The organism is Mucilaginibacter gynuensis, assembly GCF_039541195.1.
In the GTDB taxonomy this organism is placed as follows: Bacteria; Bacteroidota; Bacteroidia; order Sphingobacteriales; family Sphingobacteriaceae; genus Mucilaginibacter; species Mucilaginibacter gynuensis.
The window spans coordinates 635730-661729 of sequence record NZ_BAABFT010000003.1 but is presented as its reverse complement, the minus strand read 5'-3'; the positions used below and the strand labels follow the sequence as shown (position 1 = coordinate 661729).

Here is a 26000-nt window from a genome sequence, read left to right as displayed (position 1 = left end):
AAATGCACAACCTGCACCACACTTTTTCCCGCAGTTAAAAATTAAGTTTTTAATTAACCACAGTCATGCTGATCAACACAAGAGTACGCTGCCTTAAAAATCAGAATACTGCGCAGGGCGTAAAAATACAATGGTGTTTTTTGATACATTATGCTGATACTCCGGCCGGGCCGAAAGCTCTTTCCACTCGGCATCGCTGCCAAAGGCATCCCAATGTTTATCACGGTCGGCTTTGTTGTTAAAGGTGGTCATGTACATCAGGTTGGGCATGTGGCCGCCCGCTATTACATCGCCATAAAAAACAGCGTTAAAGCCAAGGCGGTTAAATAAGGCCACCTCGTTGCCATCGTTAAACATTTTCACTTTGTTAATGTGCTGTTTTTCGGTAGCGCTTTCATAGCTGCGTAGTTCATAAACGCGTTCGTTCTTATCGCCGTTAAGGTTTGGAATTGCAGGCACCGGCATTTTGGTAAAGGCCTTTAGCAATATGGTTTCGATACGATCATAAGGCGCGTTATTATATAAGGCATCGGTATAATCGGCAGCGGCAGATGTGTAGGTATTATCTGAAGATAGCTTCTCGTCAACATCTTTCAGTTTATCCCACGACGACGCAGGGATAAGCACGTATATCTTTTTATCGGCAGTATCCTGCTCAACCGGTTTAAATACGCCAATTTGTTTAAAGCCCGCGCGATGCAAGGCAGGCAGGTATGCTTGCTGAAAGTAGGTATCCAACCGGGTTTCCTGCGCGGCGGTTTTATAGTGGTATACTGCCAGTTTATAATAATAGCCCGATGCCGATTTAGCATTGGCCATTACCCCCACCACAAATGCAAGGCAAAAAAAAGCGTGTAATAAGATTATTCGTTTACCGGAAAGCATGGTTATCATTTTTTTGAAAGCTAAAATACAATTCGTTTCGCGAAGTTATACATCGGCCACGCGAAATGGCTTTATATCTATCGTTTCCCACACCTTTTGGGTAATGTACGGTTCGCTTTGTTTCCAGGCTTCCAGCGCTTCGTCACTTTCAAACTGCATGATCATTACCGAACCTATCATTTTACCATCATCGTTCAATATAGCGCCGCCAGTTATAAAATTGCTGCTTTGCTTCAATGCCTTAGCCCCATCCAGATGGTGCGGGCGTACATTCATGCGGCGGTTAAGCGCTTCGGTGTCGGTATAGTCGTAAGCGGTAATGAGGTACTGGTTCATGTTTTAGCTATAATTACAGGCAACTAACATACGCCTTGTATTTTTTGTTTAATAAATAATTTACGAAAAAAAAATTTGCAGTTGTTTTAACTGTCAATATTACATATATTTGAAACCGAATAATAATTATAAACAACATTGCAAGTATTTACCATATTTGCACATCTTACAAAAAGCTTAATTTTCAGTAAAACAATGAAGGATAGCCTGAACCAGAATTTTATAAGTATTTATAATAAAGAGGCACAAAACAATTATTTTTCGCCCGGTCGTGTAAACCTTATCGGCGAGCATATTGATTATAATGGCGGCCTGGTGATGCCATGTGCCATTACCTTTGGTACCTATTTATTAACCGCGCCTAATAACGATGGTGTGCTGCGCTTTAGAAGTGTGAACTTTGAAGAATCATTAGAGATTCCGCTTCAGCCAAGCTACCAAAAAGACGGCGAAGGCTGGTACAACTATCCGCTGGGTGTATTTGAGCACTTTTTGAAAGATGGTCACCAGATACAAGGGCTTGATATGTTGTTTTACGGCGATATTCCTATCGGTTCGGGCTTGTCGTCATCGGCTTCTATCGAGGTGGTTACGGCTTTCGCGCTGAACGATCTGCTGAAAGCGGGTTACAGCAAACTGGAGCTGGTGAAAATTGCCAAAGCTGTTGAAAACCATTTCATCGGTGTTAACTGTGGTATTATGGACCAGTTTGCGGTTGCCTTCGGCGAAAAAGATAAGGCCTTGATGCTGAATTGCGATACGCTTGATTACCAGGCGGTAGACAGCAACCTGGGCACTCACCTGCTGGCAATTATCAACACCAACAAACCACGTAAACTGGCCGAATCAAAATATAACGAGCGTGTAGAAGAATGTGCTGCCGCGCTTGCTGCCCTGCAACAAAAGCTGGATATCAGCAACCTTTGCGATATTGATGCCGCTACTTACGCCGGGCACGAGTATTTGATTACCGACCCGATTGTAAAAAACCGTGCTAAACACGTTATTGAAGAAAACGACCGTGTTAAACTGGCCGCTATTGCATTGGCAGGTAATGACCTGGCTGAATTTGGCAGGCTGATGTACGGATCGCACGATTCATTACGCGACTTGTACGAAGTGAGCGGCAAAGAGCTTGACGCCATTGTTGAATACAGCAAAACCAACACTAACGTGGCCGGTGCCCGTATGACTGGTGCAGGCTTTGGCGGTTGCGCTATAGCTTTGGTTGAAGAAACCGCTTTTGAAGATTTTAGCCGCGAACTGATAAAATATTATACAGATAAAATTGGCTACGCGCCATCGGTATATAGCTCATTGATTGGGCCGGGTGTGGGTATTTTAAGCTAAATAATGCGCAAACTAAAGCTCGACGAACTTAACCGTGCCACGGTAGATGAATTTAAAACGCAGGATAAGCTACCGGTAGTAGTAGTGCTTGATAATGTGCGGAGTATGCACAATATCGGTTCTATCTTCCGCACGGCCGACGGTTTCGCTGTGGAGCTCATTTATCTGTGCGGTATTACTGCCCAGCCGCCACATCGCGAAATTGAAAAGACCGCCCTCGGCGCTACACAATCGGTAGAGTGGAAACACGTTACCGAGCCTATGGATGCCGTGAACGAACTACGTTCGGCAGGTTATAAGATTATAGCCATTGAGCAGGCCGAAAACAGTACGATGCTAAATGAATTTACTCCTGCCCCCGGCGAAAAGTATGCCCTGATATTTGGCAACGAGGTAAACGGCGTAAGCGACGAAGTAATGCAAAACATTGATGCCTGTATTGAGATACCGCAGTTTGGCACTAAGCATTCATTCAACATTGTGGTATCGGCAGGTATTGTACTTTGGGATTTTTTTGCCAAGATAGTGCCCGTTTCATAGCAGATAATGTTTTATATAAATTAGCGTGATGAACGCGCTCGCTAAAAAATTACAGATAAAAGCCGGCAGCCGCTGGCTTTTATTTAATGCCCCCGAAAACTTCGCGGTAATGCTCGACGGACTGCCCGTAGACACGCAGTTAGTTTTTACTGCTGACGCAGCCGTTAACGGCATCCTGTTATTTGCAACAAACAGCGCCGAACTCATCCCCTCTCTCAATGAAATACAATCATTGTTAAAGCCCGAAACCTACCTATGGCTGGTATACCCTAAAAAGAGCGGCAAAATCAACAGCGACCTGGAGATGATGAAGGATTGGAGCATGTTCACCAACCGTAATTTGCGGCCGGTAGCATCTGCAGCTGTTAACGACGACTGGACTGCCCTTCGCTTTAAACCCAACGAGTTGGTAAAAGATTCGGAAAGTAGCCGGGCATCCATAGGTAAAAACAATGAGTTTGCCGGATACATCTTCCCCGAAAAGAAGCTTGTGATACTGCCCGCCGATGTGCAGGAAGCCCTTACGGCCGAGCCCACTGCATTGGCCTATTACGAAACCCTTGCCTACTCGCACAAAAAGGAATATATAGTGTGGATACTCAGCGCCAAACAAGAAAAAACCCGTGCCGACAGGCTGGTAAAAATGATAGATAAATTGCTCGGCAATAAAAAGAACCCTGCTGAAAAATAGTTAATTATTGGGGGCTGAATTTACTCTGCAACATATTCTTATTCTGCATGTTATTAAATCAGTACATTTAGTAAACCACAAAATATTTCTATGCAGGCATCACTCATCATTTTTAGCCTTGTGCTTGTGGCTATCGGCGGCGCGTTGCTGTTTTACATTGTTAATAAAGCTAAAAGGAAGATTGATAAAGACGGGGAGCAGGACTAACTGCACGATAGTCCATATCAATACGAGGATAGTCCATTTGAGTGGAATGTAATAACCTATAAATTAAGCCCTTCCAATTCTTAAACTTCAACCTGATATTATGCTGAAAAAATTACAGTTTATCATTCTGCTGCTCATTGCTACCGCACCGGTATTCGCGCAAAAGGTGCTTACTGCCGAAACGCCCGAACAAAAGACCCAACGTATGGCCTGGTGGCAAAACGACCGCTTTGGCATGTTCATTCACTGGGGTCTGTATGCCCTGCCTGCACGCCACGAATGGGTAAAGAGCGCCGAGAAAATAACCAATGCCAAGTATGAAATCTACTTTGACACCTTTAACCCCGACCTCTATAACCCGAAATTTTGGGCACAAAGAGCAAAGGCAGCAGGCATGAAATACGCCGTGCTTACCACTAAGCACCACGAAGGCTTTTGCTTATTCGATAGTAAATTTACCGACTATAAGGCCACCAATACCGCCGCTAAGCGCGATCTGGTAAAAGAATATGTAGACGCGTTCCGCGCGCAGGGTATTAAAATTGGTTTCTATTATTCACTGTTAGATTGGCACCACCCTGATTATACAATAGATGAATACCACCCGCAATCGCCTAAAGACAAAAGCGACACCGCTTACGCCCGCTTGAACAAAGGCCGCGACATGGTGAAGTACCGCCTGTACCTGCGCAACCAGGTAACTGAACTGCTCACTAAATATGGTAAGATCGATATTCTGTGGCTCGATTTCTCTTTTCCGCGTGCTGATGGGCATGGTAAGGGCAAAGATGATTGGGGATCAGTAGAGTTGTTAAAACTGATTAAAAAACTACAGCCGGGTATTATTGTGGATAACCGCCTCGACCTGGCCGGATATGCCGGTGGCGAAGATTTTGAAACACCTGAACAGGTTAGCACAGATGAATTACTAAAATTCCGTGGTAAAACGTGGGAAACCTGCCAAACTTTCTCGGGCTCATGGGGCTACCACCGCGACGAAAACAGCTGGAAATCACCAAAACAATTGCTCGATCTGCTGATCACTGCCACTGCCAACGGCGGTAACCTGATACTGAACGTAGGCCCAACAGCCCGCGGCGAATTTGATTTTCGTGCCAATAACAGGCTGGATAGTCTTTCATACTGGATGCATGCTAACAGCAAATCCATCTACGGATGCACTTACGCCCCGTCGGAATTTAAGGCACCTGAAAACACCCGTTTAACCTACAATGCCAAAGCCAAACGCTTATATGTGCACTTATTTAAGTATGATGGCGGTGAGTACAAATTGCCGGGCTTCCGAAGCAAAGTAAAATACGCGCAGTTCCTTCATGATAATTCTGAATTGGTGATCAATACCGAAAAAAGCACGGCCGATGACCTGGTGATCAATCTCCCCAAGGATAAACCAAGGTACGAGGTGCCGGTTATTGAATTGATTTTGAAGTAAGAGAACCGAATAATTATAAAAAACGCGTCATTGCTTCGTACTTCAATGACGCGTTTTTTCATGTTGTTATCAATTAGATATCCCAACTTTCTTATGCAGATAGGTATCAATAGCCACCTGCTTTAGCATAAATGCAGCTACATCAGCACGGGAAATTTTTAGCTTAAGGCCTTTTTCTGTTGCTGTAAAGCCATGGCGATAACTACCTGTTTGCAGGCCATTATTTAATGCGGATGGCCGAACGATTATCCAGTCTAACTGGCTGGCTTCTATGTATTGCTCTTGTTGTTCGTGATCGGCAAAGGCATGTTTAAGAATAAATGGTACCAACAAATATTTATATAACGGACTAAGCAACGGCCGGCTATCGCCAATCCCCAATGTTGATGTACTGATGAAACGTTTGATTCCGGTATTTTCCATTGCCTTCATAATTTGGCGGGTACCATCTGCACGCAGGGTGCTGCGTTTTTCGCCATCGCCAATTAGTGATATTACCACATCCTGACCGGGCATAGCATTTTTTACTGATGCATAATCCAGTACGTCGCCAATGTGTATTTTCAGGTTTGGATGTTTGATGCTCACCTTTGTGGGGGCTCGCGCAAAAGCGGTTACGTTGTAGCCCTGTGCCAAGGCTTGTTCTACAATATAACGACCGGTAGCGCCTGTTGCGCCAAAAACGAGTAGATTGATATGTGCTTTCATAATTTTAATTTTTTATCAAAACTATGATGGCTGCAATTCATAAAATAGAACAAAACCGACAGCTGCCCGTCAGTTATTCATAGCAGCAAGGTTTTCAACTATCTCGTTTGATTTTTTCTGATACTGATAAGGTGAAACGCCCGCGAACTCTTTAAACGCCCGTATAAAATGCGATTGATCGGCGTACTCATTTTGATAAGCCACATCGGTAAGTTTGTCATAATCGTTACTGCGTAACTGGCTTAACGACGATTGGAAACGACAAATGCGTGAAAACAATTTCGGTGAGATACCCACGTATTGCTTAAACCTTCGCTCGAAACTCCTCTCCGATAGCTTTAGATTTTGTTGTAAGTCGCTTAACGGAATGATACCTTTTGAGCCGATGATCTGCAACAAAGCAAATTGAGACAGGCTATCATTGGCTTTATTATTCAGTTTTATTTGCTGTGCAATACAGGCCGACAAAATGCTTACCTTCTGTGGTACAGATACGGCTTGCAATAATTGCGATTCAAAATTTGCTTGTATCCCGGGCAGCAGGTTCATATCAATGCAGCTATCCGTCAACTCATCAGCACTTATACCAAAAACGGAACGCAATACACTTGGATAAAAATATACTCCTATGGTATTGAATCTGCCGGATAAACTGATTTGAGCATATTTAGTAGTTTGCCCGTAAAGGCAGAGGCCGGGCATTTTTTTATCAAATTGCGATAGCTTGCCATAGTCGGCATGCTGAAATATCAAGCCGGGGCAACCATCGGCAATGGTAGTAAATTGCTGTGCGGAAGTGTGCAGCGAATCGCTTTCCAGCGTCCAAAAATAGCGGATGTGATTTTTAAGATGTTCCGGAGCCTGTATTTGCTGATATCTCATTATTCAAATGCAATTGATAATCAGACAATCAAACAGGCCAAGTGTTACAATTGAGAAATGCTATTTGGCCTTACCCACCGGGTTAGCCACCGGAACTACCGTATTACGTTCAACAATGGTGAGCAATCTTAAATAAACATTAAGCGATAATGAAAAGCATAGCGCTATGCTGATATCAAGCAGGTATTCGTCGCCTATTAACTCACGAAAAGAGAAAGAGCCGAATATCACCGTGAGCGCCAGTATAACAAACAGGGCAGCGTTGCTCTTAACACGGTCTTTAATGCGGCTATACTTGGTGATTCTTACCAGTAAATTACCCGCTATAAACAATATCACATAAAACATCGGGAAGAAATACGCGTAAGTTTTCACAAACATTTCCCCTGTAAACGCGAGGTTTGATTGTCTCACCGCTAATACACCAAGTAACCCAACACCCGCGATAGCACATAGAAACGAACAGAGTACTATTAAAACAACCTTTTTTAACATTTATTTAAGCTTAGCCTTTAATCCCGGCACGTTTTTTACCATATATTTAAAATCCCATAATTGAGTGTCGCTAAAACTACTTTTAGGAATCACACTTGCCGAACGACTATTTTGATAGATCAATATCCAATTGTTCAGTTCCCAAACCTTATGCGTTTTCTCCCAACTGTATTCGGCATTAAAACTTTCACCTGTAACTCTTATACTCTTATCGGTAAACTCGTAAGACATTATTTCTTGCAAACGGGCATTATTAGAAAAACTCCTTTTAACTGATAAATAAATAATTAAAGGCAACAATACTGTGTAAACCCCTACTATTAATGCCATGTAAGGCGCTTCATCATTCCAATTACCTGTTAAACAAAGTATTGAATAAGCTAACAACAGCACGCCCAAAGATGTGATAATTATTGTGCGTGGCTTACGATAGGTTAACAGATATTGAAGTTTCAAAAACTCTTTAAAGTCTAATTTAAACTGTATTTTCATTACTGTGATAAGTTATTCGGCTGCAAAGGTCTGTATTTATTGTAATATCTATAGGGCTTTATAAAATTAATACAAACTCAATAAGCATACAAAGCCTTACATCTCATTGACGGCCAAAATGACTATTGACGAATGCCCAATACCTAAATCTTCCCTCCCACCCAATTCGAGAAATCTTTTATGGTGTAGAAAATTTCATCGGGTTGCAGGGGGATCAATTGTTCGGGTTCGCCAGTTTCGGCCCAGGCAGCGGCTACTACCGGGATACCGGCGGTCCTGCTGGCGTGGATATCGCTTGGGGCATCGCCAACATATATGATGTTTTCTTTGTTCAGCTCTTTCCAGGCGTTCAGCACAATCTCAATCCCCTGCACTTTTCGTGGGCCTTCGGGGGCGCCTGTTTCTATGATCTCGAAATCGTTCAGCATATCGAACTGTTTTAACGAAATATCGGTACTGTATTTCCCCTTACCGGTCACCATGGCTACCTTTACACCACGCTCCTTTAGCGAGGCTATCAGTTCAACAACGCCTTCAAACGGACCTGCGCAAAGGCCGTGCATTTCCTCGTAATGCAACAGGTAATCGGCAACACCCTTATCGTAATGCTGCGGCACAAGCGCTTTGATAGTCCCCTCTTCCGACGGACCAAAGGTTGCTACAATTTCTTCATCGCTCAAGGCCTTACCGGCAAGCGGCTCTACCGATTTACGGAACGCGGCAATACAAAGCGGCAAAGTATTGGCTATAGTGCCGTCTAAATCAAAAATTACTCCTTTAATTTTACTGATCATCATTAGGTGCAGGTATTCAAATGCCAATAAATATACTGCTTATTGGGCTGTTTTAGCACCTTTAACTTTTTCCAGCAAAATTTCAGGCTCGTTGGTGGTGATGTGGTCGGCCCCGGCTTTCAAAAAAGCATCCATCTTTTCGGGCGCGTCAACTGTCCATATATCTACATCGATCCCATTCTTGTGGGCATCGGCAATCAGGTTACTGTCTTTTTCAATCACACCCCAATGGTAATCAAGCCCCCACATTTTGTCGGCTTTTAAATCAGCCGGAGATTTATCGCCATTCAGGTACGCCACCTTAGCAAATGGATCGAGCGCGACAATTTTCTTGCAGATGTTATAATCAAAGCTGATAAACAGCATCCAGCCCTGGCATTTATACTTGCGTATCATATCCACACATTTAGTGGCCAGTTCCTCGCCGCGCTCTTTACCTAAGCCCGAAGGTTTAAGTTCAAGCACCAAGTGCGTAGTATTTTGCTTGATGGCTTCTTTAATATATTCTTCAAACAGCGGTACATGGTCGCCATTTTTCAGTTCAATAGCCTGCAATTCGGCAATCAGTGTTTCCTCTATTTTTTTACCGCCAATGTGATCGTCGTGCGACAACACGGGGATGCCATCCTTTGACAGCCACACATCAAATTCAGAGCCTTCGCAACCTAACCTAATGGCGTCCTTTAACGAGGTTAATGAGTTTTGGCTGCCTGCATTATTCTTCCAGGCACCACGGTGTGCTACTACTTTATTGTAATTGAACTTATTGGTAACCAATACAAATTCCTGCCTGGTATTTTGGTATTGTACCGCGATATTATACTTAACAGCCGATAATTTTGCCGCCTTTTTTAACGACAGCTCGCCGCCCTTATTTATAGCAAACAAGCCCGAGGTATCTTCAACCAGTTTACCGCCTTTAGCTATGTCATCAAGGTATACCTTCCCAATCAGTTTGGTTTTACCATCAACGGGGATTTTGTAATTACTTAAAAGCAAGGGTTTATCCTGTGCCTTAACCACGGAGTTTAACATTATTGCGGTAATAAAAAAACAGCCTGCAAGTAAACGCATAATCATTTTAAAATAGATAGATAAATAGATCGGCACCAAACAAATGCCTTTACACCCGGCAAATATATTGTGTTTTACATTTTATGCCGATGTAAACTACAAGCTTGTTACATTATCTTATTGTTAAGCATGGCCAACAAAAAAGCCGGATATAAATACCCGGCTTTCAAAAAAATGCTATTTATTTATCTGCTGACAGATCAATAAGCTTGTTCAAACTGGTTTACACCATCTTTACTTTCCAATATAGAGTGCCCCATCAGGAACTCATCTACCTTGCGGGCAGCTTCGCGGCCTTCTGATATAGCCCAAACAACCAGCGATTGTCCGCGGCGCATATCACCGGCGGCAAATACTTTGCCTACGTTGGTACGGTAAACACCTTCTTTAGCTTTAACGTTCTTACGCTCGTCAACCTCAATACCTAAGTTTTGGATAGCGCCTTCAAACTGCGGGTTTAAGAAACCCATAGCTAAAAACACACGTTGTGCAGGCAATTCGCGTTCGGTACCGGCTATTTCGGTGAATTTTACCGGGCGACCCAGAAAATCTGTTTCCCACTCAATATCCACTACTTTAATAGCACGCAGGTTACCATCTTCGTCACCTAAAAACTCTTTGGTGTTGATGCTCCAGAAACGCTCGCAACCTTCATCGTGTGAGCTGGTTACTTTTAGCATTGACGCGCCAGGGAAGTTCGGCCAGGGCATACTGTTCGGGCGCTCATCAGATGGCTTAAACATTACCTCGAACTGTTTGATAGAACGTGCACCCTGACGGTTTGAAGTGCCCACACAGTCAGAACCGGTATCACCACCACCTATCACAATTACGTCTTTATCAGTCGCTAAAATATCTTCAGTATCAAATGGACTGCTGCCAACACGTTTGTTTTGTTGTTTCAGGAAATCCATTGCGAAATGAACACCTTTAAAATGACGGCCCGGAATGTTCAGGTCGCGCGGAATGGTCGAGCCACCCGCCAGTATCACGGCGTCATTGTTACGTACAATTTCTTCGGCGGCAATATCCTTACCTACTTCGGTATTGTATACAAAGTTAACGCCATCCTCTTCCATCACTTTTATACGACGGTCGATGATCCATTTCTCCATTTTAAAATCGGGGATACCATAGCGCAATAAACCGCCTGCTTTATCATCGCGTTCGTAAACGGTTACCGCGTGGCCTGCCTTGGCTAACTGTGCCGCTGCCGCCATACCCGCCGGGCCCGAACCTACCACTGCTACCTTTTTGCCACTTTTAACTAAAGGCGCTGTAGGTTTAACCAGGTTTTGTTCGTAAGCAATTTCTATAATATGTTTTTCTATCTCCTCAATAGCTACCGCAGGTTTGTTGATACCCAGTACGCAGGCCGACTCGCACGGAGCAGGACATATACGACCGGTAAACTCCGGGAAGTTATTGGTTGATGATAAAATTCTGTAGGCCTCGTGCCAGTTTTTGCGGTAAACCGCATCGTTAAATTCGGGTATGATGTTACCCAGCGGACAGCCTGAATGGCAGAACGGAATACCGCAGTTCATGCAGCGTGCCGATTGCTGGTTCAGCTTTTCATCACTGTACATACCCACAAATTCGTTATAGTTTTTAACGCGTTCACTTACCGGTGTTTTAGATGGAAGCTCCCTGTTAAATTCCTGAAATCCTGTTGGTTTTCCCATAATATATTAGCCGATAGTTTGGTATTGTAATTTTTCGATAACTTTTTTGTACTCTTTAGGATATACCTTCACAAACTGTGTTGATACGGTATTCCAGTTGTTCAGCAAATCCTGAGCAAGCTTGCTGCCGGTTAGCTGAACATGTTTGCGCAACAGGGTTAAAATTTGCTCCTCGTCTGTAATAGATAGCGGATCAAGATCAACCATTTCGGTATTGCAGTTTTCGGCAAAATCATTATCCGGATTATATACCCAAGCCAAACCACCACTCATACCTGCCGCGAAGTTACGGCCGGTTTTACCCAATATAAGCGCGCGGCCACCGGTCATGTACTCGCAACCGTGATCGCCGATACCCTCAACTACCGTTGTAGCACCCGAGTTACGCACCGCGAAACGTTCGCCGGCCATACCGCCCACATACAGTTCACCAGATGTTGCGCCGTAAAGTGCAACGTTACCGATGATGATATTCTCTGAAGGAACAAACGTAGCTTTAGATGAAGGGTAGATAGCCAGTTGCGCGCCTGAAAGGCCTTTACCAACATAGTCGTTAGCTTCGCCTTCCAGCTCGAAAGAGATACCCTTGGTAGCGAAAGCACCAAAACTTTGACCGGCAGAACCTTTGAACTTAATATTGATGGTATTATCAGGCAAACCGGCAGAACCGTAAATCTTTGATATTTCGTTTGATAACAACGTACCTACCGTACGATCAACGTTTACCACATCGAACGAAGCGAATACCGGTGTTTTATCATCCAGCGCAGGTTTTGCTGCTTCAAGCAGTTTCCAGTCGAGGATGTTATCCATACCGTGATCTTGTTTTTCGCTGTTGTAAAGCGTAACGTCTTTAGGGTTGTTAACCGGATGTAAGATGCCCGATAAGTCAACCTTTTTAGCTTTCCAGCTCTTCAGGTTATCTTTTACTTTCAGGAACTGAACGCGGCCAACCATTTCGTTGATGGTACGGAAACCTAATTCGGCCATGATCTCGCGCAGCTCCTGTGTTAAGAATTTGAACAGGTTAACTACGTGAGCCGGATCGCCCGAGAATAGTTTTCTCAATTCAGGATCTTGCGTGGCCACACCTACAGGGCAGGTGTTCAGGTGGCATTTACGCATCATGATACAACCGCCGGCCACTAAGGCGGCAGTTGCTACACCCCATTCCTCGGCACCCATAAGGGCGGCAATGGCAAGGTCGCGGCCGGTTTTTAACTGACCATCTGTTTGTAATACCACACGGCTGCGCAGTTTGTTGCGTACCAGTGTTTGGTGTGCTTCGGCCAGGCCAAGCTCCCAGGGCAAACCGGCATGTTTAACCGAACTGATTGGTGAAGCGCCAGTACCGCCATCATAACCGGCAATCAAAATTACATCGGCATGGGCTTTAGCAACACCTGCTGCTATAGTGCCTACACCTGCTTTTGATACCAGTTTAACGTTGATACGCGCTGCACGGTTAGCGTTTTTAAGGTCGAAGATCAGCTGGGCTAAATCTTCGATAGAGTAAATATCGTGGTGCGGCGGCGGAGAGATCAAACCTACACCCGGCGTAGAGTGACGGGTTTTAGCAATCCAGTCGTCAACCTTATGGCCCGGCAGTTGCCCGCCTTCGCCCGGTTTCGCGCCTTGCGCCATTTTTATCTGTAACTCATCGGCATTGGTAAGGTAATTTGAGGTTACCCCGAAACGTGCCGATGCTACCTGCTTAATTGCAGAACGCATAGAATCGCCGTTTTCCATTACCTGGTAACGCATCTCATCCTCACCACCTTCGCCGGTGTTACTTTTACCGCCAATGCGGTTCATGGCAATAGCCATAGTGCTATGCGCCTCGTGCGAGATAGAACCGAATGACATGGCTCCTGTAGCGAAACGCTTCATGATGCTTTCTGCCGATTCAACCTCATCAATACTGATCGGTTCGCGGTGATGGGCAAAATCAAGCAAGCCACGGATGGTGAAGTGCTTTTCGCCCTGCTCGTTGATAAGTTTGGCGTATGATTTATATACCTCGTAGTTATTGGTACGGGTAGCATGTTGCAGTAAGTGTACTGTTTGCGGATTAAACAAGTGAGCCTCGCCCCTGCGTTTCCACTGGTAAATACCACCTTCGGGCAGTAAGCGGGTTTCATCGGCCTTGTTGGTATGGAAACCTGCGCGGTGTTTGGTTAACGATTCGCGCGCAATTTCATCTAAACCTAAACCACCAATGCGGCTAACGGCACCGGTAAAGTAACGATCGACCACTTCTTTATTGATACCCAATATTTCAAATACCTGTGAACCATGGTATGATTGCAAGGTAGAGATCCCCATTTTAGAGAAGATCTTCAGCAAGCCATCATTAACAGATTTCACATAGTTTTTATGCAATTGTTTAATATCCAGGCTGGTTTCCAAATCGCCGTTATTTTTAACGGTTTCAATGGTTGACAGCGCCAGGTAAGGGTTAATGGCCGTAGCACCGAATGCCAGTAAGCAGGCAAAGTGGTGTACTTCCCAAACGTCACCTGTTTCTACCACTATACCTACCGCGCCACGACGACCTTTTTTGATGAGGTGGTGATGCACAGCTGATGTAGCCAGCAATGAAGGGATTGGCGCATGCTCCGAATCGATAGCACGGTCGGACAGGATCAATACCTCGAAACCATCGTCAACCGCGTCTTCAGCGTAACGGCAAAGCCTTGCTATACCTTTTTCAAGGGAACCCGGCATACCATCGGCCATGTAATACGTTTGCAGCGTTTTAGCGTGGAACATACCCGTATCGATACTACGCAGCTTTTCAAGCTGGTGGTTTTTCAATATCGGATGTTTAAGCGTTACGCAATGGCAATGCATTTTATCTTCGTCCAGCAAATTGCCGTTGTTACCAATGAAGGTAGCCAGGCTCATTACCAAACGTTCGCGGATAGGATCTATCGGCGGGTTGGTAACCTGCGCGAAAAATTGTTTAAAGTAGCTTGAAAGGTGCTGTGGTTTGTCTGACAGGATAGCCAGCGGCACATCAGTACCCATTGAACCTACAGGCTCTTTACCATCAACGGCCATTGGCTTAATAATGGTATCGATATCCTCGCGGCTGTAGCCAAATACCTGCTGATAACGGAAAACCGAATCAGGGGTAAGATCGGCAAATGCCAAACGTGGTTCTGAAAGTTCGTTCAGGCGAATTTTATAGTTCTCTAACCAACGGCCATAAGGCTGGCGCGAGGCTATCTCGTGTTTAATTTCTTCGTCGGTGATGATCTTACCTTTTTCAGTATCGATCAGCAACATTTTGCCTGGTTGCAGGCGGCCTTTTTGTATAACAGTGCTTTCGTCAATTACCAGTACACCGGCTTCAGATGCTGCTATAACGCGACCATCATTAGTTACGGCATAACGCAACGGGCGCAAACCATTACGGTCTAACAACGCGCCTACCAGTTTACCATCGGTAAAACTGATAGCGGCCGGGCCATCCCATGGTTCCATCAGCGTAGCGTGGTACTCGTAGAACGCCTTTTTGACAGGGTCCATTTGCTCGTTACCATCCCATGCTTCAGGTACCAGCATCATCATTACGTGTGGTAATGAGCGGCCGGTGTGCAGCAATATCTCGATGATGTTATCCAAACAAGCCGAGTCAGACTGGTTGTTGTCAATTACAGGCAACAGCATCTCCATCTCTTCGCTGGTGAAGTATGATGAAGCCAGTGATTTTAAGCCCGAATAGAACCAGTTAAGGTTACCGGTAAGGGTATTGATCTCGCCGTTGTGCGCAATTAAGCGGAATGGCTGGGCCAACTTCCATGATGGGAATGTATTGGTTGAGAAACGCGAGTGGATCAAAGCTAAACCCGATGCAACACGCGGATCAGAAAGATCGGCAAAATAATTACGCAATTGGTAGGTGGTAAGCTGCCCTTTGTAAATAATTGTTTTTGCAGAAAATGATGTAAAATAGAAGTGCTCGGCAGCTTTTGGCAGCTGCTCGGTAACTGTTTTAGTAATGTAACGGCGTAAAATATATAGCTTACGCTCAAAATCATCAATATTGGTAATATGGTGCGGCCTGGCCACAAATACCTGTTCGGCATCCGGTTCGGCGCTGCGCGCGGTTTCTCCAATAACAGATGAATCGGTAATTAACTTACGGTAACCCAGCTTTTGTAGGCCAAGTTTTTCAATAGCGTTAGCTATAATAGTGCGGCAGGCCTTCTTCAGGGCCGAATCTTTCGGAAAAAAGATCATACCTACCCCGTATTCACCGGGTTCTGGTAAGCTGATTTCGAGGTTGGAACACTCATCCATCAATAATTCATGCGGCAATTGTATTAAAATACCTGCACCATCGCCTGATTCAGGATCACAGCCGCAAGCGCCGCGGTGTTCCATATTCTCAAGCATGGTAAGCGCATCATGAACGATCTTGTAGTCTTTATGTCCGTTAATATTGGTTATAAAGCCGGTTCCGCACGAGTCATGTTCAAATTCAGGGCGATAAAGTCCCTGGGGGCTATCAGTTTGATTCATAATAAAAATAAAACCGTTATAATTAGGGTGTAATCACGAAGATACTTAATACGGCAGAAAATTGAAAATCTGCTTAATACTTTTGCAAGTTTTCTAATATAGAATAGCAATTAGTATATAAAATTATCAAAATGTTAAATTATTGTATGAAACATTTAATAATTTATAGATTTTAGATTGATTCTAAAATCAAAATTTTATTTTGATATACCATTTTGGATGATATAGTATTTCGATTAAACACAACTGTAAGCAAGATAAAATTGCAAACATCATATAAATCATCTTTTTATTACGCCTGTTAGAATTACATAATTGCTAAATTTGCAAAAATTGAAACATTATATGCCGGATAAAAATAAAGCTGTGTTTTTAGACAGAGACGGGGTACTGAACCGTGAAATGGGCGACTATGTACGCCGCTTTGAAGACTTCCATGTACTCGATAATTTTGATGCCTTAAAAACATTGCAGGATAAAGGTTACCTGTTAATAGTAGCAACCAACCAGGGCGGTTTAGCCAAAGGCTGGTATACCGAAGATGAGCTTGGTAAAATGCACAACCACTTAAAAGAAGTATACCACGCCCATGGTGTAGAGATCACCGATTTTTACTATTGCCCTCACCACCCGCTGTTTACCGGCGATTGCGATTGCCGCAAACCCAAACCGGGCCTGTTACTAAGAGGCATTGAGAAATACAATATCGACCCGTCAAAATCATACTTCATTGGCGACCGCGATCGTGATGTGGAAGCCGGTACATTAGCAGGTGTAAAAGGTATATTAATTGACAGCGACCAGCCGATAAGTACAGTGTTGGATTTGATAGACTAATATTTATTGAGTGATTTACCGAATGAGTGATTCGGTGATCAATACTAATACTGTCATTGCGAGGCACGAAGCAATCGCGAACTATACAGAGCGAACATGCATAACTACGGGATTGCTTCGTACCTCGCAATGACAAATTCTCCTTCCCTGCCGACTAACAAACAACCATGCAAGCCACCCGCTACCTTAAACATATCGACACCCTTGTTGCGGCTATAGCGGGTTTTTATGCCATTCATCTTTTTAGCGCTTACAGCGGTATCGGCATCTCGCCCGATTCTATTATGTATGTGAGCACCGCGCGCAACATTCATGAGCATGGTTCGCTGCTTACCTTCAATGGCGGTCCTCTGGTATTTTTCCCGGTGTTCTATCCTGCCTTCTTAAGTATCAGCCTTATCATTTTTCAGGCCGATCCGGTAGCGTACGGTGGGTTGATCAACGGACTGTTGTTCGCAGCGGTAATATTTGTAAGCGGGTTGTTGATATCGCGGTTCAAGGCAAAATCTATTATTTATAAATGGCTCATCCTGGCTGCCATAGTATTAAGCCCGGCCATGCTGGAGATCTATTCCTTTTTATGGTCGGAAACATTGTTTGTGCTTACCATATTACTCTTCATTTTAGCGTTTAAACAATACCTGCAAAAGCACAGCTGGCCGGCTTTATTGCTTGCCGCATTAGTGGCTGCTATATGTTGCATTACCCGTTACGCAGGCATCACTATAATTGCCACCGGCGGACTCATGATCCTGGCAGACGGTACGCTTCCCTTTCGTAAACGTATGTTACATGGGTTGACATTCGGAATAGCGTCCTCCTGTTTACTGGCGGTTAACCTTATCGTCAACTCCCTTTCATCGGGGTTGGCAACGGGTACACGCGAGCCATCCATAACACCATTCAGTGAAAACCTGCATTACTTTGGCACTGTACTGTGCGATTGGCTGGGCTTAACCAATGTGGTTTATCCTTTCGCGAGCGGTTTAGCTGTATTTATATTGGTGGGTTTAATTGCGGGGCTGGTGATAAACTCGTTAAAAAACCGGCTGAACAGCTACGAAAGCGTCATCACGTTTTTCGCCGTGGTATATGGGTTGTTCATACTCATCATTGCCACGGTATCGCGTTTTGAAAGGGTGAACAGCCGTTTGTTATCGCCCATGTTTATTACGCTGCTGATCGCCTGTACATATTGGGTACCGAATGTGATCCGTAAGATTAAAAAGCGCGGCGCGTATTGGTTGGCATCGGGAGCATCTGTTATTATAATGTGCGGCTATTTATATAATATATATCATATAGACAGGCAACGCTACGATGATGAGTTTGAATACGGCATCCCCGGCTACAGCGACGATGACTGGAATAAATCGGCATTTGTAACCTTTTTGAAAACGCATCGTAATATCTTTAAACCCGGTGTAACCATTTATTCTGATGCTGATGAAGCCTTATATTTTTTCGGCGGAATTACCGGCGCCAAACTACTGCCCCATCGTTTTTTCAAAGCCGACGTAGCCAAATTTTACAGCGAAAAACATTATTACCTCGTATGGTTTAAAAAGCTGGGCAATGCGGAGATCATCAACATAAAAGACATTGAGCAGAAGAAACATTTAACTAAGTTATACGATTTGGAAGACGGGGCTATATACGAGTATCGCCAATAATCTCTACTAAATTCATATATAATTTTGATTTTATAAACAACTCCCTATATTTGCAGCACCTCATACAACTATAGTAAACACTATATTAAAAAAATGAACGGTTACACGATACAACATCATCTTCATCTGCACCATCGCCATCATGGCGATATTAGATAATGTATGTTTCTACGTGAAATAACAACCCCCGTTTATTTTTATTTACCCTATAATACATTTTTGTGAAAACACTTAAAATAGCGATCCAGAAATCGGGTCGGCTCAATGAGAAATCTGTTGAATTATTAAAGAATTGCGGTCTTAATTTCGAAAATTATAAAAGCTCGCTGATATCACCGGTATCAAATTTCCCTTTAGAAATACTTTTTCTGCGCGACGATGACATTCCTGAATATGTGCAGGATGGCATTGCCGATTTAGGTATAGTTGGCGAAAACGTTATTGAAGAAACCGAAGTGGAGGTAAGCTACCTGCAACGTTTGGGCTTTGGTAAATGCTCGTTAAAGATCGCTATCCCAAACAACAGCGATATACAAAGCCTGGCAGGTTTAAATGGAAAAGCCATTGCCACTACCTACCCGGTAATACTTAAAAAATTCTTAGACAGTAAAAAGATAGATTCCGATATCCGCACCATTTCGGGTTCGGTAGAAATTTCTCCGGGTTTAGGCCTGAGCGATGCTATCTGCGACCTGGTATCAACCGGCGGTACGCTTAAAAGTAACGGCCTGAAAGCCTTTGCCGATGTAATGAGCAGCGAAGCAGTACTGATTGGCCGTAAAGGTTCGGAGAACGACGACCTGATCAAAGAACTTATTCAGCGTATACAATCGGTATTGCGTGCCAAAGAAACCAAATACGTGGTATTGAACGCGCCCAAAGCGAACCTTGACGAAGTACTGGCCTTATTGCCGGGTGTAAAAAGTCCGTCAGTAGTGCCATTGGCCGAGGCCGACTGGGTTGCGGTACATACCGTAATCCCTGAGCGCGACTTTTGGGACAGGATAAGCCAGCTGAAACAAGCCGGCGCGCAAGGCATTGTAGTAATGCCTATTGAGAAGATAATTCTTTAATGGTGGCCGGGGTCGTGTTGCGGGTTGCCAGTAAATAAAATTTGCTATTTACCCGCCACACGAACCTCACAACACAAACCTGGGGATGAAGACATATAACTATTCAGATTTAAGCAAAGCGAACATTCAGCAACTGGTACAGCGCAATGTTGATCCTGCTAATGAGATCCGCGCTATTGTGGAGGATGTTATCAGCAACGTTCAACAAAACGGCGATCGTGCTTTATATGATTATGCCAATAAGTTTGATAAGGTAACGCTTGATAAACTATATTTAGATAAGGCCGAACTAACCGAGATAGCATTAACCGTACTGCCCGAGCAAAAGGCGGCGTTGGATACGGCTTATCAAAACATTTATAAATTTCATGAAACGCAGCTAAAAACCGAAGGCAAAATTGAAACCATGCCGGGTGTTACCTGCTGGCGCGAGTTAAGGCCAATCGAAAAGGTGGGCCTGTATATTCCGGGCGGTACTGCTGTGTTGCCAAGCACCTTTTTAATGCTGGGCATACCTGCTAAAATAGCCGGATGCCATGAAATAGTGGTTTGTTCGCCGCCGCAAAAAAATGGCAAGGTAAACGCCTTTATAGCTTATGTTGCGTTGATGCTGGGTTTAGAGAAGATCTACCTGGCGGGTGGTTCGCAGGCTGTAGCCGCCATGGCTTACGGTACCGAAACCATTACCAGGGTTGATAAGATCTTCGGCCCGGGCAACCAGTTTGTAACCAAGGCCAAAACCATCATTCAATCTACCACTACCACGGCAATTGATATGCCAGCCGGCCCGTCGGAAGTATTGGTGATAGCAGATGAAACATCAAACCCGAAATTTATAGCTGCCGATTTACTGGCACAAGCAGAGCACGGTATCGACAGCCAGTCGATACTGGTATGCACCTCGCCCGCTATTGCTACCGCTGCTATTGAAGAGGTAAACAAGCAACTATCTGTATTGCCACGTGCCGAAATTGCGCAGCAGGCTATTGACAACTCTTACATTGTAGTGGTTGATAATCTTGCACAAGCGGTAGATTTCAGCAACCAATACGCGCCGGAGCACCTGATACTGGCCACCGAAAACTGGCAACAGGTAACGGATAGCATCATCAATGCAGGATCGGTATTTTTGGGTAATCTTACCCCCGAAAGCGCGGGCGACTATGCATCGGGCACCAACCATACGCTGCCAACCAGTAGCTATGCCAAGGCCTATTCAGGTGTATCGGTCGATTCGTTTGTGAAGAAGGTAACCTTTCAGCATATCACGGCCCAAGGCTTGCAAAACATTGGTCCATCGGTACAAATACTCGCCGAATTGGAAGGCTTGCATGCGCATGCAAACGCAGTAACGGTAAGATCCCCCCTAACCCCCTGAAGGGGGAATGAGTAACCTCAAAAGATTATTACAATGGAAAACAACAATAAAAACATATTTGGCTTTTATAGCGGCCCCAATGCAAACTCCCCCTTCAGGGGGTTAGGGGGGTTACTAAGAAACAACATCAAAAACCTTGTCCCCTATTCATCGGCACGCGATGAATTTAAGGGTGAGGCAAGTGTGTATCTTGATGCTAATGAAAACGCGTTTGGCTCACCGTTGGATACGCAATACAACCGCTACCCCGACCCTATGCAGTATAAGGTTAAGAAAAGGATCAGCGAAATAAAGGGCGTACCACCACGCAACATATTTTTAGGCAACGGCAGCGACGAAGCCATCGATGTTATCTTCCGGGCATTTTGTAACCCCGGTGTTGATAATGTGATACTGGTACCGCCTACTTATGGCATGTACGAAGTGTCGGCTAATATCAACGATATCGCTATCCGTAGGGTATCACTTACTGCCGATTTTCAGCTGAATCTCGAAGGTATTGCCGAAGCGATTGATGAGCATACCAAACTGATATTCATCTGCTCCCCTAACAACCCAACTGGTAATTCTATTAACCGCGAGGATGTTGAAACCCTGCTGGCCAACTTCAGCGGCTTGGTAATTGTAGATGAGGCATATATCAACTTCAGTCGTCAAAAAAGCTTTATACAGGAGCTTACCGAATATGCCAACCTCGTAGTGTTGCAAACCCTTTCAAAAGCATGGGGACTTGCAGGTTTACGTGTGGGTATGGCGTTCGCCAGCGAAGAGATCATTGAGGTATTGAACAAGGTAAAACCACCTTACAACATCAACGAGGCATCGCAGCAACTGGCTTTAGAGGCTTTGGCCAATGTTGACCAGGTGAACGGCTGGATCCGCGAAACGCTGGCACAGCGTGATAAGCTGGTGCTCGAACTTAAAAACCTCGATTTTGTGTTGGACATCTATCCATCCGACGCTAACTTTATCCTCGTTAAAACAACTGCCCCTAAAGAAATATACAATTTCCTGGTGCAAAAGGGTATCATTGTGCGCGACAGATCGAAAATTGATCTTTGCGAAGGTTGCCTGCGCATTACCGTGGGTACGCCTGCCGAGAATGAATTATTGTTGAAAAACTTACAAAACTATAAATGAGCAGTTTGCAGAAAGTATTATTCATTGACCGCGACGGAACAATGGTAAAAGAACCTGCCGATGAGCAGGTAGACTCGTTTGCCAAGCTGGAATTTTATCCGCTGGCATTATTATATCTGCCCAAAATAGCAGCCGAACTTAATTACGAGCTGGTAATGGTTACCAACCAGGATGGGCTCGGCACGGCATCGCACCCCGAAGAAAACTTTTGGCCGGTGCATAATTTCATCCTCAAAACCTTTGAAAACGAAGGTGTAAAGTTTGATGCTGTATATATTGATAAAACCTTCCCGGCCGAAAACGCGCCTACCCGCAAACCGGGCACAGGCATGCTTACGCAATACCTCGATCCGGAAAAGTATGATCTTAAAAACTCGTACGTAATTGGCGACCGCAAGAATGATGTACTGCTGGCTAAAAACCTGGGTGCAAAAGCTTTGTGGCTAAACAATCAATCGAACCTTGGCGGTGCCGAATTTCAGCACGATACTTCGTGGGCCGATGAGGTACGCGATACCATCGCCCTTGAAACTACCGACTGGAAAGCGATATACGAATACTTAAAATTAGGTCAGCGCGTTATAGAACACAGGCGCACCACCAAAGAAACCGATATTTACATCAAGATCAACCTCGACGGAAAAGGCGATGCCAAGGTATCAACCGGCCTGCACTTTTTTGATCACATGCTCGATCAGATTGCCCGTCACGGCAGTATCGATCTGGAAGTTGAGGCCAAAGGCGATCTGCATATCGACGAACACCACACCGTTGAGGATACAGGCATTGCCCTGGGTGAAGTTTTCGGTGAGGCATTGGGCAACAAAAAGGGTATTGAACGCTACGGTTTTTGCCTGCCTATGGATGATTGCCTGGCACAAGCGGCCATAGACTTCGGCGGCCGTAACTGGATAGTTTGGGAAGCCGAGTTTAAACGCGAAAAAGTAGGTGATGTACCTACAGAAATGTTCTACCATTTCTTTAAATCGTTCAGTGACGCGGCTAAATGCAACCTCAATATAAAAGCAGAAGGTTATAACGAACATCATAAAATAGAAGCTATATTTAAAGCCTTTGCCAAAGCCATAAAAATGGCGGTAAAAAGAGACGTGAACAATATGGTTTTACCAAGTACAAAGGGAGTACTTTAACCCCCCGGCCCCCTAAAGGGGGAGCGAATAAATACATGACCACAACAAACGATAACATACCCCAATCGCAAACTCCCCCTTCAGGGGGCAGGGGGGTTGGCATAGTTAGATACGGCGCCGGTAATATTTTCTCGCTCACCGCGGCATTAGAGCGGTTGGGTATTGAGTATGGTATGATAAATACTGAAGCTGATTTTGAACAGTTTGACCGTTATATTATACCCGGAGTAGGCCATGCAGGCGCAGCAATGCATAAATTAGAAAGTACCGGACTGGTGCCAAAAATAAAATCGCTCACTAAACCCGTATTGGGTATTTGTGTGGGGATGCAATTACTCACCTCATACTCTGAGGAGGGCGATGCCAACCTGCTGAACATCGTTCCGGTGCGTACTTTACGCTTTAAAGACAGCGCCGAATACAAGGTTCCGCATACCGGCTGGAACCGTGTTTTCCCCGAAAAAGACAACAAACTTTTTGAAAATATACCCACAGGTTCACACTTTTACTTTGTACATTCATACTTTATTGAGTATGCCGATGCGTATACTTTGTCGTCAACTACTTACAACAATAAATTTTCGGCATCAATTTGGCTTGATAATTTTTACGGGGTACAGTTTCACCCTGAAAAATCTGGTGTGTATGGTGAAACCCTTTTAACAAATTTTTCTAAAATATAACGGCATGTATATTATTCCAGCTATCGACATTCTGAACAAAAAAGTGGTACGTCTTCGCGAAGGCGATTATGGCCAGGTAACCGAGTACGACGTTTCGCTCGAAGAAATGATCGAAAGGTATCAGTCAAACGGTACAAACTTTATTCATATTATCGACCTTAATGGCGCTAAAAACGACTTTACCAACCAGCAATACCTGTTTGATGTAATACGCAAAACAGAAATGAAGGTGCAGTACGGCGGTGGTATCCGCAGCATTGAAAAGGTAAAAGAACTGATTGATGCCGGTGTACACCGCGTAATTGTAGGTACCCAGGCACTTACCAATCCTTCGTTTTTAGAAGACCTGAGCAAATCAGTTTGCGGCCGCGATAAATGTTCGGATCAGGTAGTGATAGCTATCGATGTACTCGACGAAGTAATTAAATACTCCGGCTGGATGGAAAGCTCTCCCATTAAATTAATGGACTATGTTGATAAATGCCTGGCATTGGGTTTCTTCAGGTTCCTGTGTACCGATATCAACAAAGATGGCAAATTGGGCGGTGCAGGTATCGACCTGTATGCTAAACTGTTAGACCATTCGCCATTCATTAAACTGATCGCATCGGGTGGTGTAAGCTCAATGAAGGATATTGAAGACCTTAGCCGCCTCAAAGTAGAATCGTGCGTGGTAGGCAAAGCCATCTACGAAGGTCATATCTCTATCGAAGATGTAAAAAACTGGAACTTAGAATCGCTGATATCGATATAAGGCCCCCCAACCCCCTAAAGGGGGAGCTTTTGAAATACTGCTTTGAAAAAGAAAATGTTTCTTGGTGCGAATTTTGAAATATTCGCCAATGCTAAGTCATTAAGATATAGTTTGACAGCGGCGGAAAGCACATTAAAAAGTGCTTTAAGAATGCACATTGATGCAAAGTTCAGGAGCCAGCACCCTTTAGGAAATTACATAGCAGATTTTTACTGCCATCAACATAGATTAGTAATTGAAGTAGATGGCAGTATTCATTTACTTCCGGAAGTTTTACAAAATGATATTGAGAAACAACTCTTTTTTGAAAAAGAAGGGTTAAAAGTTTTAAGGTTCACTAATGAGGAAGTATTTTATCAATTAGAAAAAGTATTGGAATCAATAAATACACATATTAACTCCCCCTTCAGGGGGTTAGGGGGGTTATCTAAACGAATTATCCCCTGCCTTGATGTAAAGGATGGCCGCACCGTGAAAGGTGTGAACTTTGTTGACCTGCGTGATGCGGGCGACCCTGTTGAACTGGCCTGGAACTACTCGAACCAGGGTGCCGACGAACTGGTTTTCCTGGATATTACCGCCACTGTTGAGCGCCGTAAAACCATGGTTGAGCTGGTAAAATCAGTAGCGAGGCAAATCAATATCCCCTTTACCATTGGCGGTGGCATCAACGAAATTGCCGATGCCGATGCTTTGCTGAATGCCGGTGCCGATAAAATATCCATCAACTCGGCCGCGGTGCGTAACCCGGCGCTTATTGATGAATTGGCAAAGGCCTTTGGGGTGCAATTCGTAGTAATAGCCGTAGATACCCGCGTTATCGATAACAAAAACATTGTGCACCTGAATGGCGGTAGGCTACCAACCGAAAAGGAAACTTTAAACTGGATACTGGAAGCCGAAAGCCGTGGCGCTGGCGAAATACTGCTCACCTCTATGGATCATGACGGCACCAAGGCCGGTTTTGATAATAGCCTGTTAAAAACAGTGAATAATGCGGTGCATATCCCGGTGATCGCTTCAGGCGGCGCGGGTTCGGTACAGCACTTTGTAGATGTGTTTGAGAAAACCAATGTGGATGCAGCCCTGGCCGCATCGGTATTTCACTACGGCGAAATATTGATACCGGACCTGAAAGGCATCCTGAAACAAAACAATATAGAAGTAAGAATTTAATACGAGTGGCGAG

23 protein-coding genes and 1 pseudogene are annotated in these 26000 nt (G+C 44.4%); 14 read left to right on the top strand and 10 right to left on the bottom strand.

The window, feature by feature from the left end; all coding sequences use genetic code 11:
* Positions 1-93: 93 nt before the first annotated feature.
* Positions 94-819: an NIPSNAP family protein gene (locus ABD894_RS09100; RefSeq protein WP_345210696.1), complete on the bottom strand. Its 726-nt coding sequence runs from the start codon at positions 817-819 to the stop codon at positions 94-96.
* 111 nt (positions 820-930) lie between these two features.
* Entirely contained in the window at positions 931-1221 is a 291-nt protein-coding gene (locus tag ABD894_RS09095; RefSeq protein WP_345210695.1) for a YciI family protein, read from the bottom strand.
* Between the two features lie 195 nt (positions 1222-1416).
* Here ABD894_RS09095 and ABD894_RS09090 point away from each other — a divergent pair, with 195 nt between their 5' ends.
* The 4 genes from ABD894_RS09090 to ABD894_RS09075 all read left to right on the top strand — a co-directional run bounded on the left by ABD894_RS09090 (position 1417) and on the right by ABD894_RS09075 (position 5462).
* Positions 1417-2571, top strand: coding sequence for a galactokinase (locus ABD894_RS09090; RefSeq protein ID WP_345210694.1), 1155 nt, complete (start codon positions 1417-1419; stop codon positions 2569-2571).
* A gap of 3 nt (positions 2572-2574) precedes the next feature.
* Positions 2575-3111 (top strand): RNA methyltransferase, encoded by a 537-nt coding sequence (locus ABD894_RS09085; RefSeq protein WP_345210693.1) that lies wholly within the window; start codon positions 2575-2577, stop codon positions 3109-3111.
* Between the two features lie 28 nt (positions 3112-3139).
* Positions 3140-3802 (top strand): YdeI/OmpD-associated family protein, encoded by a 663-nt coding sequence (locus ABD894_RS09080; protein ID WP_345210712.1) that lies wholly within the window; start codon positions 3140-3142, stop codon positions 3800-3802.
* Between the two features lie 307 nt (positions 3803-4109).
* Positions 4110-5462, top strand: a complete 1353-nt coding sequence (locus ABD894_RS09075) for an alpha-L-fucosidase (protein WP_345210692.1) — start codon at positions 4110-4112, stop codon at positions 5460-5462.
* A gap of 69 nt (positions 5463-5531) precedes the next feature.
* Here ABD894_RS09075 and ABD894_RS09070 read toward each other — a convergent pair whose 3' ends face one another.
* The 8 genes from ABD894_RS09070 to gltB all read right to left on the bottom strand — a co-directional run bounded on the left by ABD894_RS09070 (position 5532) and on the right by gltB (position 16122).
* Positions 5532-6170 carry an NAD(P)-dependent oxidoreductase gene (locus tag ABD894_RS09070; protein WP_345210691.1) on the bottom strand — a complete coding sequence of 213 codons (639 nt, stop codon included), beginning with the start codon at positions 6168-6170 and terminating at the stop codon, positions 5532-5534.
* Positions 6171-6239: 69 nt separating this feature from the next.
* Positions 6240-7052: a DUF6597 domain-containing transcriptional factor gene (locus tag ABD894_RS09065; protein ID WP_345210690.1), complete on the bottom strand. Its 813-nt coding sequence runs from the start codon at positions 7050-7052 to the stop codon at positions 6240-6242.
* Between the two features lie 60 nt (positions 7053-7112).
* Positions 7113-7433: a hypothetical protein gene (locus ABD894_RS09060; protein WP_345210689.1), complete on the bottom strand. Its 321-nt coding sequence runs from the start codon at positions 7431-7433 to the stop codon at positions 7113-7115.
* A gap of 114 nt (positions 7434-7547) precedes the next feature.
* Positions 7548-8039, bottom strand: coding sequence for a YcxB family protein (locus ABD894_RS09055; RefSeq protein ID WP_345210688.1), 492 nt, complete (start codon positions 8037-8039; stop codon positions 7548-7550).
* 143 nt (positions 8040-8182) lie between these two features.
* Positions 8183-8836 carry an HAD family hydrolase gene (locus ABD894_RS09050; protein WP_345210687.1) on the bottom strand — a complete coding sequence of 218 codons (654 nt, stop codon included), beginning with the start codon at positions 8834-8836 and terminating at the stop codon, positions 8183-8185.
* A 36-nt stretch (positions 8837-8872) separates the two neighbouring features.
* Positions 8873-9868: a glycerophosphodiester phosphodiesterase gene (locus ABD894_RS09045; RefSeq protein ID WP_345210686.1), complete on the bottom strand. Its 996-nt coding sequence runs from the start codon at positions 9866-9868 to the stop codon at positions 8873-8875.
* Between the two features lie 239 nt (positions 9869-10107).
* Positions 10108-11592 carry a glutamate synthase subunit beta gene (locus tag ABD894_RS09040; RefSeq protein WP_345210685.1) on the bottom strand — a complete coding sequence of 495 codons (1485 nt, stop codon included), beginning with the start codon at positions 11590-11592 and terminating at the stop codon, positions 10108-10110.
* 6 nt (positions 11593-11598) lie between these two features.
* Positions 11599-16122 (bottom strand): glutamate synthase large subunit, encoded by a 4524-nt coding sequence (gene gltB, locus ABD894_RS09035; RefSeq protein WP_345210684.1) that lies wholly within the window; start codon positions 16120-16122, stop codon positions 11599-11601.
* 345 nt (positions 16123-16467) lie between these two features.
* On the opposite strand from gltB, the gene ABD894_RS09030 reads away from it, so the two are divergent.
* The 10 genes and pseudogenes from ABD894_RS09030 (at position 16468) to hisF (ending at position 25987) form a co-directional block, all read left to right on the top strand.
* Positions 16468-16959, top strand: coding sequence for a D-glycero-alpha-D-manno-heptose-1,7-bisphosphate 7-phosphatase (locus tag ABD894_RS09030; protein WP_345210683.1), 492 nt, complete (start codon positions 16468-16470; stop codon positions 16957-16959).
* A 167-nt stretch (positions 16960-17126) separates the two neighbouring features.
* Entirely contained in the window at positions 17127-18632 is a 1506-nt protein-coding gene (locus ABD894_RS09025) for a hypothetical protein (protein WP_345210682.1), read from the top strand.
* A 221-nt stretch (positions 18633-18853) separates the two neighbouring features.
* Positions 18854-19705: an ATP phosphoribosyltransferase gene (gene hisG / locus ABD894_RS09020; RefSeq protein WP_345210681.1), complete on the top strand. Its 852-nt coding sequence runs from the start codon at positions 18854-18856 to the stop codon at positions 19703-19705.
* Positions 19706-19790: 85 nt separating this feature from the next.
* On the top strand, positions 19791-21083 hold the full coding sequence (hisD, locus tag ABD894_RS09015; protein ID WP_345210680.1) for a histidinol dehydrogenase: 1293 nt from the start codon (positions 19791-19793) through the stop codon (positions 21081-21083).
* 33 nt (positions 21084-21116) lie between these two features.
* Positions 21117-22223 carry a histidinol-phosphate transaminase gene (gene hisC / locus ABD894_RS09010; RefSeq protein WP_345210679.1) on the top strand — a complete coding sequence of 369 codons (1107 nt, stop codon included), beginning with the start codon at positions 21117-21119 and terminating at the stop codon, positions 22221-22223.
* Positions 22220-23374 (top strand): bifunctional histidinol-phosphatase/imidazoleglycerol-phosphate dehydratase HisB, encoded by a 1155-nt coding sequence (gene hisB / locus ABD894_RS09005; RefSeq protein ID WP_345210678.1) that lies wholly within the window; start codon positions 22220-22222, stop codon positions 23372-23374. The genes hisC and hisB overlap by 4 nt, the downstream gene beginning before the upstream one ends.
* Before the next feature lie 35 nt (positions 23375-23409).
* Positions 23410-24057: an imidazole glycerol phosphate synthase subunit HisH gene (hisH, locus tag ABD894_RS09000; RefSeq protein ID WP_345210677.1), complete on the top strand. Its 648-nt coding sequence runs from the start codon at positions 23410-23412 to the stop codon at positions 24055-24057.
* Positions 24058-24061: 4 nt separating this feature from the next.
* A complete protein-coding gene (locus ABD894_RS08995) occupies positions 24062-24811 on the top strand; it encodes a 1-(5-phosphoribosyl)-5-[(5-phosphoribosylamino)methylideneamino]imidazole-4-carboxamide isomerase (protein ID WP_345210676.1) in 750 nt (249 codons plus the stop codon).
* 54 nt (positions 24812-24865) lie between these two features.
* A pseudogene (locus ABD894_RS08990) lies at positions 24866-25195 on the top strand (endonuclease domain-containing protein); the annotation flags it as partial.
* A 9-nt stretch (positions 25196-25204) separates the two neighbouring features.
* Entirely contained in the window at positions 25205-25987 is a 783-nt protein-coding gene (hisF, locus tag ABD894_RS08985) for an imidazole glycerol phosphate synthase subunit HisF (RefSeq protein WP_345210711.1), read from the top strand.
* The last annotated feature ends 13 nt before the right edge of the window (positions 25988-26000 follow it).